Origin of the sequence: Streptomyces flavofungini, assembly GCF_041028215.1 — a bacterium.
GTDB lineage: Bacteria > Actinomycetota > Actinomycetes > Streptomycetales > Streptomycetaceae > Streptomyces > Streptomyces flavofungini_B.
Genome location: NZ_JASKYR010000079.1, coordinates 1 through 15,434 on the forward strand (window position 1 = coordinate 1; position 15,434 = coordinate 15,434).

16 protein-coding genes and 1 pseudogene are annotated in these 15,434 nt (G+C 69.8%); 11 read left to right on the forward strand and 6 right to left on the reverse strand.

What is annotated here, in order from left to right:
- Position 1 precedes the first annotated feature (1 nt).
- The 4 genes from AB8Z36_RS08325 (at position 2) to AB8Z36_RS08340 (ending at position 3,792) form a co-directional block, all read left to right on the forward strand.
- Positions 2-241 carry a UBP-type zinc finger domain-containing protein gene (locus AB8Z36_RS08325; RefSeq protein WP_369212555.1) on the forward strand — a complete coding sequence of 80 codons (240 nt, stop codon included), beginning with the start codon at positions 2-4 and terminating at the stop codon, positions 239-241.
- A complete protein-coding gene (locus AB8Z36_RS08330; protein WP_369212556.1) occupies positions 241-2,001 on the forward strand; it encodes an FAD-dependent oxidoreductase in 1,761 nt (586 codons plus the stop codon). Before AB8Z36_RS08325 ends, AB8Z36_RS08330 begins: the two co-directional genes overlap by 1 nt.
- Before the next feature lie 181 nt (positions 2,002-2,182).
- Positions 2,183-3,283 carry a hypothetical protein gene (locus tag AB8Z36_RS08335; protein WP_440581875.1) on the forward strand — a complete coding sequence of 367 codons (1,101 nt, stop codon included), beginning with the start codon at positions 2,183-2,185 and terminating at the stop codon, positions 3,281-3,283.
- A gap of 137 nt (positions 3,284-3,420) precedes the next feature.
- Complete coding sequence (locus tag AB8Z36_RS08340; RefSeq protein WP_369212570.1) at positions 3,421-3,792, forward strand: MerR family transcriptional regulator; 372 nt, start codon at positions 3,421-3,423, stop codon at positions 3,790-3,792.
- An 18-nt stretch (positions 3,793-3,810) separates the two neighbouring features.
- Here AB8Z36_RS08340 and AB8Z36_RS08345 read toward each other — a convergent pair.
- A pseudogene (locus AB8Z36_RS08345) lies at positions 3,811-4,677 on the reverse strand (helix-turn-helix transcriptional regulator); the annotation flags it as partial.
- 462 nt (positions 4,678-5,139) lie between these two features.
- Here AB8Z36_RS08345 and AB8Z36_RS08350 point away from each other — a divergent pair.
- Complete coding sequence (locus AB8Z36_RS08350; protein ID WP_369212558.1) at positions 5,140-5,973, forward strand: phosphotransferase family protein; 834 nt, start codon at positions 5,140-5,142, stop codon at positions 5,971-5,973.
- Positions 5,974-6,197: 224 nt separating this feature from the next.
- Positions 6,198-6,587, forward strand: a complete 390-nt coding sequence (locus AB8Z36_RS08355; RefSeq protein ID WP_369212559.1) for a hypothetical protein — start codon at positions 6,198-6,200, stop codon at positions 6,585-6,587.
- Between the two features lie 77 nt (positions 6,588-6,664).
- Here AB8Z36_RS08355 and AB8Z36_RS08360 read toward each other — a convergent pair whose 3' ends face one another.
- A complete protein-coding gene (locus AB8Z36_RS08360; protein ID WP_369212560.1) occupies positions 6,665-7,738 on the reverse strand; it encodes a GlxA family transcriptional regulator in 1,074 nt (357 codons plus the stop codon).
- A gap of 167 nt (positions 7,739-7,905) precedes the next feature.
- Between AB8Z36_RS08360 and AB8Z36_RS08365 the strand changes: the two genes are divergently transcribed.
- Both AB8Z36_RS08365 and AB8Z36_RS08370 read left to right on the forward strand, forming a co-directional pair.
- The gene (locus tag AB8Z36_RS08365) at positions 7,906-8,784 is read left to right on the forward strand and encodes a S1 family peptidase (RefSeq protein WP_369212561.1); all 879 of its coding nucleotides are present in this window, start codon (positions 7,906-7,908) and stop codon (positions 8,782-8,784) included.
- Between the two features lie 152 nt (positions 8,785-8,936).
- The gene (locus tag AB8Z36_RS08370) at positions 8,937-9,911 is read left to right on the forward strand and encodes a GlxA family transcriptional regulator (protein ID WP_369212562.1); all 975 of its coding nucleotides are present in this window, start codon (positions 8,937-8,939) and stop codon (positions 9,909-9,911) included.
- A gap of 44 nt (positions 9,912-9,955) precedes the next feature.
- Here AB8Z36_RS08370 and AB8Z36_RS08375 read toward each other — a convergent pair whose 3' ends face one another.
- Positions 9,956-10,210, reverse strand: coding sequence for an STAS domain-containing protein (locus AB8Z36_RS08375; RefSeq protein WP_369212563.1), 255 nt, complete (start codon positions 10,208-10,210; stop codon positions 9,956-9,958).
- 601 nt (positions 10,211-10,811) lie between these two features.
- Here AB8Z36_RS08375 and AB8Z36_RS08380 point away from each other — a divergent pair.
- Both AB8Z36_RS08380 and AB8Z36_RS08385 read left to right on the forward strand, forming a co-directional pair.
- Positions 10,812-11,723 (forward strand): GNAT family N-acetyltransferase, encoded by a 912-nt coding sequence (locus tag AB8Z36_RS08380; protein ID WP_369212564.1) that lies wholly within the window; start codon positions 10,812-10,814, stop codon positions 11,721-11,723.
- Between the two features lie 202 nt (positions 11,724-11,925).
- Entirely contained in the window at positions 11,926-12,804 is an 879-nt protein-coding gene (locus AB8Z36_RS08385; protein WP_369212565.1) for a MerR family transcriptional regulator, read from the forward strand.
- Here AB8Z36_RS08385 and AB8Z36_RS08390 read toward each other — a convergent pair.
- The gene (locus AB8Z36_RS08390; RefSeq protein WP_369212566.1) at positions 12,790-13,254 is read right to left on the reverse strand and encodes a hypothetical protein; all 465 of its coding nucleotides are present in this window, start codon (positions 13,252-13,254) and stop codon (positions 12,790-12,792) included. The two genes, AB8Z36_RS08385 and AB8Z36_RS08390, sit on opposite strands and share 15 nt — an antisense overlap.
- A gap of 259 nt (positions 13,255-13,513) precedes the next feature.
- Here AB8Z36_RS08390 and AB8Z36_RS08395 point away from each other — a divergent pair, with 259 nt between their 5' ends.
- On the forward strand, positions 13,514-13,900 hold the full coding sequence (locus AB8Z36_RS08395) for a barstar family protein (protein ID WP_369212567.1): 387 nt from the start codon (positions 13,514-13,516) through the stop codon (positions 13,898-13,900).
- Between the two features lie 99 nt (positions 13,901-13,999).
- Here the strand turns inward: AB8Z36_RS08395 and AB8Z36_RS08400 are convergent, their stop codons facing one another.
- Together AB8Z36_RS08400 and AB8Z36_RS08405 are read right to left on the reverse strand one after the other, a co-directional pair.
- Entirely contained in the window at positions 14,000-14,470 is a 471-nt protein-coding gene (locus AB8Z36_RS08400; protein ID WP_369212568.1) for an MFS transporter, read from the reverse strand.
- A 220-nt stretch (positions 14,471-14,690) separates the two neighbouring features.
- Positions 14,691-15,434 (reverse strand): SMI1/KNR4 family protein (locus AB8Z36_RS08405; protein ID WP_369212569.1); only part of this gene is annotated, 744 nt, incomplete at its 5' end.

The following is a 15,434-nucleotide window of genomic DNA, read 5'->3' on the forward strand; positions in this document are numbered from 1 at the left end:
CCTGGCGATGGTGCGCCCAGTGAGCCCCCGTACCCCCGACGGCTGCGAAGAGTGCCTCAAGGAGCATTCCACGTGGGTGCACCTGCGCCTCTGCCTCACCTGCGGGCACGTAGGCTGCTGCGACTCCTCTCCCCTCAAACACGCCAGACGGCACGCGGCGAGTACCGGTCACCCCATCGTGCAGTCCTTCGAACCCGGAGAGGACTGGCGCTGGTGCTTCGTTCACGAGGCCCTGGTCTGATGAGCACCGCCGAGCAGGGGCACGGCGCGGTCAGCGAGACACCCGACCGGTACGGGGCGTTCCCGCGCCTCACGCCGGAGCAGCTCGCGGACCTGAGCGCACAGGGCGAACGCCGCAGGATCACCGAGGGCGAGGTGCTGTACCGCGAGGGAGAACCGGTCCGCGAGTTCCTCGCGATCCTCAGCGGCGCCGTCGAGATCCTCCACGACCACGGCGGCCCCGACGAGCGGACGGTGGCCGTGCACGGACCCGGCAGGTTCCTCGGTGAACTCGGGCTGCTCGAGGGCCAGGCAGCGTTCGACACCGCTGTGATGCGCCGGACGGGTGAGATCCTGGCCGTACCGGTGGAGCGGCAACGCACACTGGTCGACCGCGACCCCGTACTCGGCGACCTGATCCTCCGCGCCTATCTGAGCCGCAGGTACCTGCTCATCGGCCTCGGTGCCGGTTTCCGGATCCTGGGATCGTGCTATTCACCGGACACGCTGCGGCTGCGGGAGTTCGCCGCACGCAACCGGCTGCCCCACCGCTGGGTCGATCTTGAGAAGGACAAGGGTGCCGAGGCACTGCTGCGCCGGTTCGCCATCCCTCCCGAGGAGACACCGGTGGTTCTCTGGAGGGGCGACAGGGTGCTGCGCAATCCGAGCAACGCCGAACTCGCCCGGCTCATCGGGCTGCCCGCCCCCGGCCCCTCGTCCGGTAGCGGACGGTGCGACGTGATGGTGGTCGGTGCGGGCCCCGCGGGACTCGCCGCCTCCGTGTACGGCGCTTCCGACGGCCTCACCACGGTCACCGTCGACGCGGTGGCCTCCGGAGGCCAGGCCGCCACCTCATCGCGCATCGAGAACTACCTCGGCTTCCCGTCGGGCATCTCCGGGGGCGAGCTCGTCGAACGCGCGGTGCTCCAGGCCCACAAGTTCGGCGCTCGTCTCATGGTCCCGGCAGAGGTCAACGGGCTCACTCCGGAAGAAGACGAGTACGTCATCACCTTCACGGACGGCTCCCGGCTCCGGGCCGGAGCCGTGGTGCTCGCCTCGGGCGTGCGGTACCGCAGGCTCGAAGTGCCCGGCATCGACCGCCTGGAGGGCGTCAGTGTCTACTACGCGGCGACGGTCCAGGAGGCCAGTCTCTGCCAGGCGGATCCGGTCGCCGTGGTCGGCGGCGGGAATTCCGCCGGGCAGGCGGCGCTGTTCCTCGGCCACCACGCCTCCAGGGTCCACCTCCTTGTCCGGGGCGATGACCTCAACGCGGACATGTCGCGCTACCTGGTGGACCAGGTGGAGCAGCACCCCAAGATAGAGGTGCTGCTCCACACCGAGGTACGGGAGGTCGGTGGGCGGGAGAAACTGGAGTCGCTGACGGTGGAGGACAACGCGAGCGGTGAGCGCCGCGAGCTTCCGGCGGCGGCGCTGTTCGTGTTCATCGGGGCCAAGCCGCGCACGGAATGGCTCAGCGGCGTGCTGGCCCTCGACGAAAAGGGCTTCGTCCTCACCGGCGCCAACGCCCAGGCGGTGGCGGACGCGCATCACTGGGCCGCGCTAGGACGCGATCCGATGCTGCTGGAGACCACTCTCCCCGGGATCTTCGCCGCCGGCGACGTCCGGAGCGGCTCGGTCAAACGCGTGGCCTCGGCGACCGGTGAGGGCGCCATGGTGATCCGCCTCGTGCACGAGCACCGCGAGCGGGCGGGCAACCTGGTCCGTTCCGCGGGCCCCGAGGGACCTCGCCCGGCAGCGGGTCAACCGGCGCCCCAGCGGTGACCGGCCCTGACGGGACCCCGGCAGGCGACCCGATCCGTCACCGGGGCCACAGGGGCGGGGGTCGGCGCACTGAGCGGAGTGCCGCCGTTGCCGCAGAGGCCTCCTGTGGCAACCTGCGATCGTCGAGGTAGCCGACGAGAAGGGCCGGGGCGTGGACAGGTCGCCTGAGGACGTTACGATCGTGACTCTTCTGGCGGATCCGGATACGCCGACGGACATCGCGCGGCGCATGGCCCAGAGACTGTCGATGCGGCTCGCCGAGAAGTCGGAACCAGGGCAGCGGTTCGACGTCAGGGTCGTCAGTGAGCCTTTCACCGCGGGAACCGAGGACCCGCCCACCTTGATGCGCCGGATCCTGGACCGCGGAAGCGCGGAGGACTGGGACATCATCGTGGCCCTCACCGACCTCCCGTTGCACTCACACGGGCACAGGCTCGTCGCGGACCTGAGTCACGAACACGGGTTGGCGCTGCTCTCCCTCCCCTCGCTGGGCGGTCTGCGCCTCCAGACAAGGGCCCGGCGAGCGGTGGAGGAAGCCGTGCTCGGCTTGGCGGCGCCGCAGGACACCGGTGCCGAGGAGCGACCGCGAAGTCAACGGCACCGGAGACCGCTTGCCCTTGGTCTCGCCCCCGTCCATCAGGGTCAGGTCGGTGAAGGGGAGACCGCCGATCTGCGGTACGTCGTCCGCGGGCCACGAGGTTACCTGCGGGTGCTCGCCGGTATGGTCCGCGCCAACCGGCCTTGGCGTCTGGTGCCGGGACTGTCGAAGGCACTGGCGGCAGCACTCGCCACGGGCGCGGTCGCGACCGTGAACTCCACCATCTGGAGTCTCGCCGAGGCCCTCGGCACCCCGCGCCTCGTGATCGCCACCGTCGGCTCGGTCGCGCTCATGATCGGCTGGCTGATCGTGGACGCGCAACTGTGGCATCGCACGTCAGAGGCTTCCCAGGAAGCGAAGCAGAGGGCGCGGCTCTACAACACGTCGACGGTCCTGACCGTAGGTATCGGGGTGCTCGTCTGTTACGTGGGACTACTGCTCATCAACGTGGTGTGGGCACTGTTCATCCTCAATGACAAGGTGTTCGCTTCCATGACGCGAGAACCGCTGGACATCTCGGGCTACTGGACGTTGTCATGGTTCGTCGCTTCCACGGCGACCGTGGGCGGCGCGCTGGGCTCCGGCCTGGAGAGCGACGAGGCCATCCGGGCCGCCGCCTATTCCAAGCGGGAACAGGAACGGCGCCAGATGGCACTGGACCAGCAGGGTGACCGAGCGTCGTAGGCGGAGGCGCAACCATAGATGGTTGCTTGTGTGACCACAGATGGTTGCCTGGGTGGCAAGCGCCCACGACCCCTAAACTAGGACCTTACGTTGACGTCAGGTGTGAGTCGGGCGGCCGCCCGGCCAGAGGAGGTCCGGTGCGCATCGGTGAGGTCGCCGACAAGGCAGGGGTAAGCGTTCGCGCACTGCGTTACTACGAGGAACAGGATCTGCTCCCCGCTTCCCGTGGCCCCGGCGGCCAGCGGTACTACCCCGACACCGCCGTCGCCCGGGTCCGCCTGATCCAGCAGCTCTACGCCGCGGGTCTGCCGAGCAGAGTGGTCCGCGAGGTCCTGCCGTGCGTGGACTCGGGAGCCAAAGAGGCGTCCCCGGCTCTCCTGGAGCAGTTGGAGGCCGAGCAGATCCGCATCGACCAGCAGATCAGCGACCTGCATGCGGTGCGCGACCGGCTCGCCGGGGTGATCGCCCTCTCCCGCGACCCTGACGCCGACTGCACCTATCTGCGCTGAGGACCGAAGCCGCGGAGGAGTACCGGGCAGGGGTGTTTCAGCTCCGGCGAGCGCCCACATGGCCAGCAGGTCCAGTGCCTGCTTGGACGATGAGCCGGGTTCGGTCGTGTAGATGAACAGTGCGGTGTCGGGATCTCCCGGCAGCAGGAGCGTCTCGTACTCCACGGTCAGTTCGCCGACCAGAGGGTGATGCAGGCGTTTGGAGCCGTAGGTGCGCTGATGGACCCGGTGGTCCTCCCACCAGAGGTTGAACTGCGCGCTCTTCTCGCGCAGCTCCGCGACGAGCTCGTTCGTACCCGGATCGTCCCTGTCGCGCCCCACCTCCAGGCGCAGGCTCTCCACCGCGGCACGCGCATGCTCCTCCCAGTCGACGAACAGCGCACGTGACTCCTCACTCAGGAACATCCAGCGTGCGTAGTTGCGGTGCCGGGTTGGCATCGCGTCGAAGTCGGTGAACAAGGCCTTGCACATCCGGTTGGCGGCCAGCACGTCGCTACGACGGCCCAGCACCAGGGCGGGTTCATCGAGCGCGTCGACGAGCCGGTGCATACCCGGGCGCAGTCTCTGGACGCTCCGGCCACGCCCACGTGCGGGTGCCGCCGCCACACCGATGAGGTCGTGCAGGTGGGCGCGCCCCGCCTCGTCCAGACGCAGAGCCCGGCAGAGCGCCTCCACGACAGCGGGCGAGGGGGTGATGGGGCGCCCCTGCTCCAGCCGCGTGTAGTAGTCGGTCGACACACCCGCCAGCAGCGCGACCTCTTCACGCCGCAGCCCCGGCACGCGCCGCGCACGGCCGTCCGGCGCAAGACCGGCGTCCTCAAAACTTACCTGGCTGCGCGCCTTACGCAGAAAGCTGGCCAGTTCTCGCTGTTGTTGCCCATGCAAGGGAGTATCGCGAACGCCGGTGTTCTCCGCGTGGGTCTGTCAGTCCTAGTCTGCCGGGTCCGCTGTTGCGCAGGGCCCGTAACAGTTCCCGACAGGGTCGGTGACCGGCCGCGCTGGACCTACGTCCCACGGGCTTCGCCTCGCCAGGGCGCCCCGGTCGTGAGCAGCGGGAGCGCCACTGCCGATGCCCGCGTTTGGGGTCCGTTCCCGACTCCGGCACGGTGAGTGCGCGGGTTGCACCGTTCGGCTGCGGCGCGACGGACGTGGCCGCCCCGAGGGCGATCGCGCGCCGTCGCGGGTCTCCCCCGGCTGCCGCCGACGGGCGCAGCTCCGCCTCAGCGTCGTCCGGCGTCCGGGCAGGGCGGCACCTCGAAGTCCCGGCGGAGGTCGGGCAATCATCGGCTGCTGAGTGGCGCGCGCAGTTCGGCGGTGCGTGTGCGGCTGCTGAGAGGATCGCGTCTCATGACTTCCGTTTCTTGGAGTACGCACGCTGTCGAACTGCGGTCCGACAGCGTCATCAAGAGGTTCGGACCTGAGGGCAGTGGCAAGTGGGAGCGCGAATGGCGTGCGCTGACGTTGCTGGCCGCGCACGCACCGGGGTTGGCCCCCGCCCCGCAGAGCGCGGATCGCGCGGCGAAGGAGCCGGTGGTGGTGATGTCGCGCCTGCCGGGTGAGCCGCTACGGGGACAGTCACTCAGCAATCGCCAGCTCAAGGCTCTGGCGGCGGCAACGAGCGAGCTGTACGCGGCTGTACCGGCGGATGTTCTGGCTGAGGTGCCCGACCGGCCTGGTCGGCAGCATCAGCTCATCGCTCAGATCCGCTCCTGGACACCGCAGGTTCGCCCGCGAGTCAGCGATGCGGTAGGGAAGGCCATGGACCTCGGCCTTGAGTGGCTCGCCCGTGCAGGCCTCGCCCGTCCAGGCATGGAACGAGTCGGCGGACCAGGCATCCCGATGGCTTTCGGCCCGGGGGACGGCAACCTCGCCAACTATCTGTGGGACGGCACTCGCGTGCGGATCGTCGACTTCGAGGACTCCGGTCGCAGCGACCGGCCCTTCGAGCTGGCGGAGATCACGGAACATGTGGCCAGCTGGGTAGGCCCTCCACTCGACATCGAGGCGTTCCTGGATCTGTTCGACCTGAGCCCTGCCGAACGTGCGCGGCTGCTGGAATGTCGCAGGCTGTTGGCGCTCGTGTGGTTGTTCCTCTTGTCCTGCGACGACCCCCAGCACCCTCGCAATCCGCCGGGAACGGCCGAACGGCAAGCCGACCGACTGTGCGGGCTTCTCGCTTGAGGACACGCGCCTGGTAGACCGTTGAGCCCTGTCACCAGCAGGGGCAGGCGCGATCTCGCGGCACCCCAGGGCAACCGAAGAGGGCCGAAAGAGCCCCTTATGTCTGTCTCACGGCTGGGTAGCGTACAAAACCACACATCAGAGCGCCCGGACCGGAGCTGCATCGAATCCACGCTTCCCAGCGTGACCAGGGGGCCATCTCCGCCGTGGCGGAGGGGAGAGACATGCGTTTTCGTTCTCGTGTCGTTCGCGTCGTCCTGGCGGGGACGCTGCTGGCCGGAGCACTGGCGGCCACCACGGCGGCCCCGGCCACGGCCTCGTCCGCAGGAGCACTGTCCTGCAGTCACTCATGGAGCAACAAATCCGCGCAAGAAAGCTATGTGTACGGCACCGGGGTCAACCTGCGCTCCGGTCCGCACTCCGGTTCGGATGGATGCCGCATCATCGGGCAACTGCAGGACCACGAGTTGCTGTACGCGCACTGCTGGGACACCGGCACACCTGTCAACGGGGACAGGGCCTGGTGGCACGTACGCCGGGCGGTGAACAGCCAGAACGGCTGGGTCAGCAACGAGTACACCTGGTTCACCACGAACAACGGGTCCCACTGCTGACCGGCCTCCGCCGACGGACGGACAACGGGTCCCGCTGCTGACCCGCCCCGCCGACGGAAGGGGTGCCGCCGATGTGATCACGGCTGGCCGGGGCGTTCCGGCCAGGTGAGGCCGGAGACCAGCGCGCGGAACGCCGTGCGGTAGACGGTGGGGCTGGTGCCGGTGGAGCGCTGGAAGTGGTGGCGCAGGTTGGCCGGGGTGCCGAGGCCGCTGTGGGCAGCGATGCGTGCCACCGGGTCGTCGGTGCGCTCCAGGAGTCGCTGCGCGTGCTGGATGCGCATGCGGAGCAGGTATTGCAGCGGGGTGAGTCCCGTTTCGGCGCGGAAGCGGCGGGTCAGGCTGCGGACGCCGAGCTGCGCCTGTTCCGCGATGTCGTCGAGGGACAGGGGATGGTGGAGGTTGGCCTCCATCCACCGTGTCACCGGTTCGAGACTGCTGCCGGGCGGGGTGACGGCGTTGTAGGCGAACTCGGCAGCCGCGTCCTGGGGGGCTCGTGGTCCGGACTGCGCGGGGGCGTCCCGGGCTGGCCGCGAAGCGGCTTCGGGTGCCAGCCCGTCGCCGTCGCCCGGCTCCGGGTGCAGGTGCAGGAAAAGCTGCCGTTCCGTCTCGATGGCCACCGCCTCCCCATGGTCCAGGGTGATCAGGTGGAGGCACAGGTCGACGCCTCCGAGCACCCCGGCCGCACTGTGGAAGGGGCCGTCGGCCACCGCGGCCCCCTCGGGGTCCACATCGATACGAGGGTGCAGCCGCGCCAGTTCCCGCGTGTGCCGTCGGCTGGTGGCCGCCCGGCGTCCGTCCAGGAGACCGGTGGCCGCGAGCGTGAAGGTGCCGGTGCCGACGGCACCGACGCGGGCCCCGCGCGCCGCGGCGCTGAGCAGGGCGTCCACGACGCCGGGCGGCGGTGCGGAACGGAAGTTCTCGTGCCCCGGCAGCAGCACCGTGTCGGCGTCCGCGAGTCCCTCCATGCCCCAGGGTGTGTCGAGGGCGAAGGGTGCGGGGCCGCCCGTGCCGACGAACCCCGGCCCCGCGCAGACCCGCACCTCGTACGCGACCGGGTGGTGGTGCCTTGCCGCCGTGGCGAAGGTCAGACCGGGGGCGGTGAGGTGGTGTCCCGGGGCCCCGTCGAGGGCGAGGACGGCGATCACTGGCATGTCCAGAATTTAGCCCAGACTGACACCACGGCCGCTGTTCGCCGGAGGGGGCGCGAAGGAAGATCACAGAGCGGTGGGACCGAGGCGGTCAGAGGTCTCGCACACCTGCCTTCCCGTCACTGTTCTCACCTGCCCACCCCTCGCCTCTGTTCACGAAAGGTGCGCTCATGCACGCCACTGACACCACCCCCGTTTCCGGGGCACCTTCTTCCGATGGTTCCGGCCGGGCCGACCGGCCCCGGCACAGCCGACGCCGGATGCTCGCCCGCGGCGCCACCGCACTCGCCGCGTCCGCGCTCCTTGGCGCCACGGTGCTGACCGGCAGCGCGAGCGCCATCGTCAACGGCGACAACGCCACGGAGCACTACTCGTTCATGGCGACGGTGCCGATCAAGGAGTACGGGGCCCAGTGCGGGGCGACGCTGATCCACCCGCGGTGGGTCCTCACGGCCGCGCACTGCGTCAACCCCGAACTTGCCACGCTGACCGGGAAGATCCGCGTAGGCAGCGACCACCGTACGACCGGCGGGTCCGTCCGGAACATCGACAAGATCGTCACCGCGCCCGGCTATGTGCAGGACATGACGGGAACGACGTACAACAAGAACGACCTCGCGCTGATACGCCTGGACCGCCCCGTCGCGCAGAAGCCTGTCCGCATCGCCGACAAGGCGGGGCCGACGGGCACGCCCACCCGCATCCTCGGCTACGGCACAGTTGTCGAGGCGCCATCGCTGGAGGACGCGAAGTTCCCCGACCGCCTCCAGCAACTGGCCACCCGCAGGGGCGCGGCAGGCGAGTGCGACCCCGGCTGGGCAGGCAGGACGCGGCTGTGCACCGTCAGCCCGAAGCCGAAGGCCATGGCGTGCAACGGCGACTCCGGCGGGCCGCAGCTCCAGCGCGCGAGGAAGGGTCGCTGGGAGCTGATCGGCACTACGTCCGGACCAGGCAGCCTTCGCGAGGGCTGCGGGACGGGGCCCGGACTCTACTCCAACGTGCCGGCCTTCAGGGACTGGATCGACACGACGATCCATCAGCAAGGCTGACAGGTAACGTCATTGGTTGCGCGGGCTTGGCGCGGCTGTCCGCGACTCAGGCGACCGGCATACTCCGATAGACGCTGCCCTGCGCTGCCGGACGCTGCCAACAGACAGGCGGACGGACGGTCGGACGGACAGGCGGACGGTCGGATGGTTGGATGCCCGATATGCCAGTGATCGCTGTCCTCGCGCTGGAGGGGGCTCCGGGCCATCACCTCACCACGCCCGGCCTCGTCTTCGGTACAGCCTGCCGTGTGTTCCCCGGAGTCTCCTACGAGGTCAGGCTCTGTGCGGCACCCGGGTTCCGGTCGACCGGCGGGCCCGGGCCGGCGCTCGTCATCCGTCCACCGCACAGCCTCGAAAGCGCCGAGGACGCCGACGCCGTACTGGTCCCCGGGCACGGCGCCCCGCGTGCCGGACAGCCCTCCGGGGCCGTGCTCGCCGCGCTGCGTGCGGCGGCGGCCCGGGGGGCCCGCGTCGCCGCCGTCGGCACCGGCACGTTCACGCTCGCGGCCAGCGGCCTCCTCGACGGACGCCGGGCCACGACCGGTTGGCGGCACGTGGAGGAACTGGCCGCCCGGTACCCGCATATCGACGTCGATCCGGCCGGTACGGTCATCGAGGACGGGCCGTTCTGCACGGCCGCGGGAGTCTTCGGGGGCCTGGACGTCTGTCTGCGGCTGCTCGCCCGCGACTCCGGCCGCCGGGTCGCCGGGGAGACGTCACGGGAACTGATCACACCCCTGGACGCGGACGCGGACAGCGTCCAGATGGCGATCGACCGGGAGGTCGCTGAGAGCGCGGGCCTCGAACCCACCCTGGAGTGGATCGGTGCACACCTCCACCTCCCCCTCACACTCCCCCAGATCGCCGCCCACGCGCGCACGAGCACCAGCGGCGTGACGCGCCGCTTCCGCGCCCACACCGGATGCACCCCACTCCAGTACGTGCTGCGTACGCGCCTGCACGAGGCGATGCGGCTGCTGCGGGAGACGGACACACCCGTCGAGGGCATCGCGGGCGCGACGGGATTTCCCTCGCCCGCCGCCCTGCGCCACCACTTCCGCAGATTCACGGGCACCACCCCCCGCGCCTACCGCCGTGCCCACGCGTCCACGGCCAGGCCGCTGTGATCTCTGCTCCGTCGTTCCTGAGTGACAGTGCCGCTCTGCGCCGCTCAGGGAATGAGGAGGGTGCGGGTGCCGGTGAGGTCGAGGATGCGGGCAACTGCCGGACTCATCGCGTCGATGACCAGGCACTTGTTCTGTGATACGGCTCGTCGGCGCAGGAGCAGCAAGCAGTTGAGACCGGAGCAGTCGCAGAAGGTGACGGCGCGCAGATCCAGTGTGAGACCGGCCGCCGAACGCGAGAGGGCGTCGAGCAGGTCCGGCAGCAGCTTGCCGGTGCGCTCGGCGTCGATCTCACCGTCCAAGGCCACCGTAGTGCGCTCACGAGGCGGTTCAGTGCCGATGGTCCGCCGCTGCGGCGGAAGAGCGCATCGTCTGGTCGGGATACGGGTCTGGTTCCAGATCGCTGTGCGGGCCGCCATGGCTTCCTCCAGTCCTCACTGCTCGCGTGCCAGAGACTTTCTACGTCGCACGATACACGAATCGGAATACGTGTTTCTGGTCTCGTGTGACGTCCGTCGCGAACCTGCGTGCCCACCGCACGATGCGCGGCGAACCCCGCCACCACCCGTCCCGCGACCGGGCAGCTGTACAGCGTCAAGGCGCCAGGCCGGAACGTCTCCAGGTCTACGACGCCGACGCCTGCCTCGGGGCCCCGGATGTCCGGCGGGCCACCGAGGGACGGGGACGGCAGATATCCGGCTGTGTCGCACGGTTCGCATAATCCGTGGACGGGCCCCTCAGTGTTCAAGTAACGTCTGGCCCCGGACCACGCCGCGTGAGACGAACGGAAGGAGGCGAGTGCCGTGCAGTTCTCCATCATCCAGCGCTCCCTCCCCGCTACCCCGGTGTGGCACCTCTGATCCGACCGGGAGCGCTTCTGCCGTACGCATCCCGGAGGAACCCATGACCGATACGGTCATCCGCGCGCTCGACGAGAGCGACGCCCACCTGTTCGACGCACATCCCGACCCGTTGAACGCCCGTGCCGCGCACCAGCGGACCACGCACCGCCCGCACTGGAAGCGAGTGGCCCTGCGCGACGGCACCGTCGTCGCCCGCGGCGCCTGGTGGGGCGGTCCCGATGACGAGGAACCCATCAACGTCAACTGGTTCGATGTCGCCGAGGGCGAGGTCGAGGCGGGGGCCGAACTCCTGCGCTCCGCCCCGTGGCGGGTCGAACTCGAACTCAACCTGCCCGGCGACTGGCGCGAACACCCCGCCCTGGCCGCGGCCGCCGAGACCCGCTTCGCCGCCGCACGGGCCGCCGGTTACGAGCTCCTGGTGGAACGCTTCCTGTACCGCTGGACCCCCGAACGCGGCCTGCCCGAGCGGCCCGGACGTCTCATCTTCGGCCCCGAACCCGATGACGCGGTCTTCTTCGACGCGCTGCGCCGCATCCACTCGGCCACGCTGGACGCCCACGCGCTGAAGGCCATCGAGGAGGGCGGTCTCGACCAGGCCGCGCGGGAAGAGCTTGAATTCTTCCACTGGTGCCCGTCCCCACGGGAATGGTGGCAGCTCGCCCGCACCCCGGAAGGCGAACTGGTCGGCATCCACATCCCGGCGCACAACCCCTCCGGACCGACCATCGGTTTCATCGGCGTCCTGCCCGAGCATCGCGGTCATGGTTACGCCTACGACCTCCTCGCCGAGTGCACCCACTTCTTGGTGGAACAGGGCGCAGAGGCCGTCACCGGCGCGACGGACCGGGGCAACTTCCCCATGGCCGCGAACTTCACCAAGGCCGGTTTCCCCGTGGTGCGCGAACGCATCAACTTCCACCCCGTCGACCCAACCGCCTCCAGTGCCCATTGACCCTGATCAGGTGAATTCGGCCGGTTGAGCGCACCCAGGCAGGGCCTCCGGCGCGGCACGAGAGCGGCGAAAGCCAACTCGTCCGCCCCGGAGGTCCGCAACCTCAGATCGGCGCGGCGCGGCGTGTACGGGTTGCACCTTCCGTAGCGGCATGTGGTCCATTGGGCCTACGTCCCGACGACTTCAGGAAAGGTCCCCGCTCATGCATTCGTCCTTCAGACCACCCCGTCAGGTCAAGATCGGTGACGCGGCGGCCTTCGTCGGCAGCACGCCACGGGCGATTCGCCATTACCACGAGATCGGCCTGCTCCCCGAGCCTGAGCGGGGCGGCGATGACCGCCGCAGGTACGGATACGAGGACATGATCCGCCTGCTGTGGATTCGCAAGATGGCCGACGCGGGGATCGCCCTGGACGACATCCGCGACGCCTTCACCACCGGCACGACTACGGCGGGTGCGGACGGCGCAGAGGGTATCCCGGGCATTCTGGAGCGGTTGGAGGAAACGCTCGCCGAGCAGGAGGCGGAACTGCGGCGGCAACGGACCGCCGTGCGGCGGATGCGTGCCGAAGGCAGCCGGATGGGCCTGCTCTCCGCCTTCGTCACCGAACGCCTCAAGAGCCTGCCCGAGGGCTCCCTGCGTCAGGCGGACCTGGACAGTCTGCTGGTCACTGAGCGAATCTTCGGCCCGCTCGGCGCGGCCGTCCAGGCCACCCGCTTCGTCGCCCTGGCCACGCATCCCACTCTGCGGGAACAATCCGACCGCGTCGATGCGGCCGAAGAGGCACTCGATGACAGTGTCGCCGTCGATGACCCACGGGTGGCTCAGGTGGCCGTCGAGCGGCACGCCTTCGAGAGGGCCCTCCAGGCCGTCATCGAGGAGTCCGGCCTGGGCGGGGACGACGATGCCCTCTTCGACGCCTGGGACGATCTGCACCCTGCCACCGCCGACGACGGCGAGGGCCACGGCATGAGCGCGCTCGAAGCCATCGGCAAGCTGCCCTACGACTTCTCCCCGGCCCGCTTGCGCTGTATGGAACTGGCGGAAGAACTGTCCGCCCAGGACTCACCCGCTACCTGAATCACGGCCTGGCGAGCAAGCCCCGAGCGGCTCGCGCCGCGATCCATCTTCCGCTCCGGCCACGCCCTCCCCCAGGGCCGACAGGGAGAGGATCCGCACTGGCCTGTCGACCGTGGCGGCGGCCTCCAGTTCGTGGTGGCCGTCGAGGAGGAAGTGGATCAGGCCCCAGTGCTGGTACTGGTCGATGGGCGTTCCGGCGGCGGGCTCGCACAGGTCGAGCGTGGCGATCGCCGTTCGGTAGTGCGGGGTGTGCGGGTACTCCGGCAGGCCCCAGAACTGATCGATGCCCCACGTCAGGACCTGCTCGCCGCTGAAGTAGTCGCCTTCCTTGCCGGGAACGACCAGCCGGGAACGACCAGCCGGGGTCGCACACTCAGGAACAGTGGCAGGTAGTCGCCCTGCGGCAGCAACGCGCCGAACGCATCGATCACCCCCCACCGTCGTCGACATCGCCCAGCGCTCCGGTGAGCCGTTCCCGCACCTCCTCCAGGGACAACTTCTGCTGCGATGTCTCCAGTCGGCGGAACAGCAACGGACACGTTCCGCAGGAGAAACTGAGCTCGAAGGATCGGCCTGCCTGCCTGCCTCCGAGGCGCGGCTCCGCTTCGACACGGAATTCCACGAGAGCAGCGGCGGGCCGCGGCGCCGCTTGCTGATGGTCGATGACCAGCCTGCCCTGCGCTGTCAGCCGGGCGCCTAGCCTGGCACCATGACGACGAGCTACGTACTTGACGGGCGGCACATCCACACGCTGGAAGACTTCTGGCAGGTCATGGGCGAGGCAGTCAACGGTGTCGGCGGCTACTTCGGCCGCGGCCTCGACAGCTTCAGCGACTGCTTGCGAGGCGGTTTCGGCACACCTGACGACGGTGGCTTCGTGGTGGAATGGCGCGACCATGCCCACTCCAAGAGCGCACTCGGGTATGCGGAAACCGCCCGTCAGCTGGAGATTCGGCTCGGCCGCTGCCACCCGACGAACCGGCCCTCCGTCGCAGGGGAACTTGCCGCCGCGCGCAACAAGGAGGGCCCGACGGCGTTCGACTGGCTGATTGCGATCTTCGAAGAGGAAGCGCCCGGTACGTTGCAGCTTCGCTGACGGTTGAGAGGCGTCGCCGTCGAGCCGCCTGGTCGTCAAGTCGGACCGCACGCGGTAGCGGTAGCGGTAGCGGTAGCGGTAGCGGGCGGAACATCCTGCTCACCGGACGAGTTGCGGGCTTCGGTCGGGGCGAGGGACGCGGCGTGGGTGGATGAGGACGAGTGTGGTGAGTACGGCGATGAACGCCAGCGCGGCGGAGACCGTGAGGACCGCCTGGGTACCGTCGGTGACCGCCCGACTGCCGTCACCGGTGCCGTCGTACAGGGTGAAGACCGCGCCCAGTGCCGCGGTTCCGACACCCGCGCCGAGGGAGGCGAGAGTGGAAACGGTCCCGGCGACCATGCCGACCCGCTCGGGTTCGGTGACCAGGACCGTCACGGCCATCACGGGGGCGCCCGCGATCCCTCCGCCGGCTCCCCAGACCAGCAGCGGCACGAGCAGCGCCCACCACGGTGTGCTGGGTGTGACGAGCAGTGCCAGGGCCGCGAAGCCGACGCCCTCCCCGTCCCCTCCGCGGACGTCCAGTTCGACCAGCTCGTCTCCGTCGTCATCGCACAGATCCGCAGCCATCTCGACGCCCCGGCACAAGGCTTGCAGCTCTGCGGGCCAACCGTCGGCGACGCAGGCAGCCGTCAGGCATCGATGCCGACGAGGTCGAACCCACCCACCCCGGTCGATGAACCTTCGCCGATGACCCTGCGCGGGCGGAAGCCACGCTCCCCAGGAGCAGGTCCAAGGGACGATCACCACTCCCGTCGACGGCCGCCGTGGCCCGCGTCGCCGCTGGGTCCTAGGCGGCCCCGTCCCGCTCCGATCCCTCGGGCGTCTGCCAGGCCACGCGTTCCGCGCGGGTCAGCCAGCGGGCGTACCACTGGGCGAACGTGACCCGGGCCGTGCTGCCGGGGAACTCGTAGGGGACCACACCCTCCCCCACCGCTCGGACGTCGTGCCACATCGTGCCGCGCTCGGGGCCGGTCATCGCCAGCAGCGTGTAGTAGGCACAGCCCTGGTCGCTCACGTGGAGCGCGCCCTCGGTCAGCGAGTCGAGGAGCTCGTCGTCACGCTTGTCCCAGGCGGCATAGGCCTCGCGGAACCGTGCCATGTCCTCGTCGGAGTCCCCGTAGGCCGTCCGCTCGGGCTCGGCCGCCTGGTGCTCCGCCCACTCCGCCGTGCGCTCGGGACGGAACGGCGCGGGAGGGGACGCCGTGTCGGAGTCGGGCCCGGTCCCGGGCTCCGGCTCGGGCTCGGGTGCGGCCTCGGGCTCGGGTAGCCGCTCGGGAGGCTCGATGGTGAACAGGCCGTAGTCGGGACCGGCGCCGCCCGCGCCGACCTCGAGCAGAAAGCTCCGGTACTCGTCGGGAAACCGCACCCCGTCCTGTCGCTCCACCCTGGCGACCTGCTCCTCGCTCAGGACGGGACGCAGCTCGAACCGGTGACCGCTCTCCTTGAAATAAGCGCCGAACACCGCCTGCCGGTTCGGCGCATCCCGCAACGCCAGCACGCGCTCACGCACCCCGGCCCACACCTCACCCAC

Bases quoted from the DNA above. Each gene is read 5' to 3' on its own strand.
- AB8Z36_RS08330 (WP_369212556.1), top strand. From the start codon at position 241: ATGAGCACCGCCGAGCAGGGGCACGGCGCGGTCAGCGAGACACCCGAC.
- AB8Z36_RS08350 (WP_369212558.1), top strand. From the start codon at position 5,140: ATGACTTCCGTTTCTTGGAGTACGCACGCTGTCGAACTGCGGTCCGAC.
- AB8Z36_RS08355 (WP_369212559.1), top strand. From the start codon at position 6,198: ATGCGTTTTCGTTCTCGTGTCGTTCGCGTCGTCCTGGCGGGGACGCTG.
- AB8Z36_RS08360 (WP_369212560.1), bottom strand. From the start codon at position 7,738: ATGCCAGTGATCGCCGTCCTCGCCCTCGACGGGGCCCCGGGACACCAC.
- AB8Z36_RS08365 (WP_369212561.1), top strand. From the start codon at position 7,906: ATGCACGCCACTGACACCACCCCCGTTTCCGGGGCACCTTCTTCCGAT.
- AB8Z36_RS08370 (WP_369212562.1), top strand. From the start codon at position 8,937: ATGCCCGATATGCCAGTGATCGCTGTCCTCGCGCTGGAGGGGGCTCCG.
- AB8Z36_RS08380 (WP_369212564.1), top strand. From the start codon at position 10,812: ATGACCGATACGGTCATCCGCGCGCTCGACGAGAGCGACGCCCACCTG.
- AB8Z36_RS08385 (WP_369212565.1), top strand. From the start codon at position 11,926: ATGCATTCGTCCTTCAGACCACCCCGTCAGGTCAAGATCGGTGACGCG.
- AB8Z36_RS08390 (WP_369212566.1), bottom strand. From the start codon at position 13,254: ATGTCGACGACGGTGGGGGGTGATCGATGCGTTCGGCGCGTTGCTGCC.
- AB8Z36_RS08395 (WP_369212567.1), top strand. From the start codon at position 13,514: ATGACGACGAGCTACGTACTTGACGGGCGGCACATCCACACGCTGGAA.
- AB8Z36_RS08400 (WP_369212568.1), bottom strand. From the start codon at position 14,470: ATGGCTGCGGATCTGTGCGATGACGACGGAGACGAGCTGGTCGAACTG.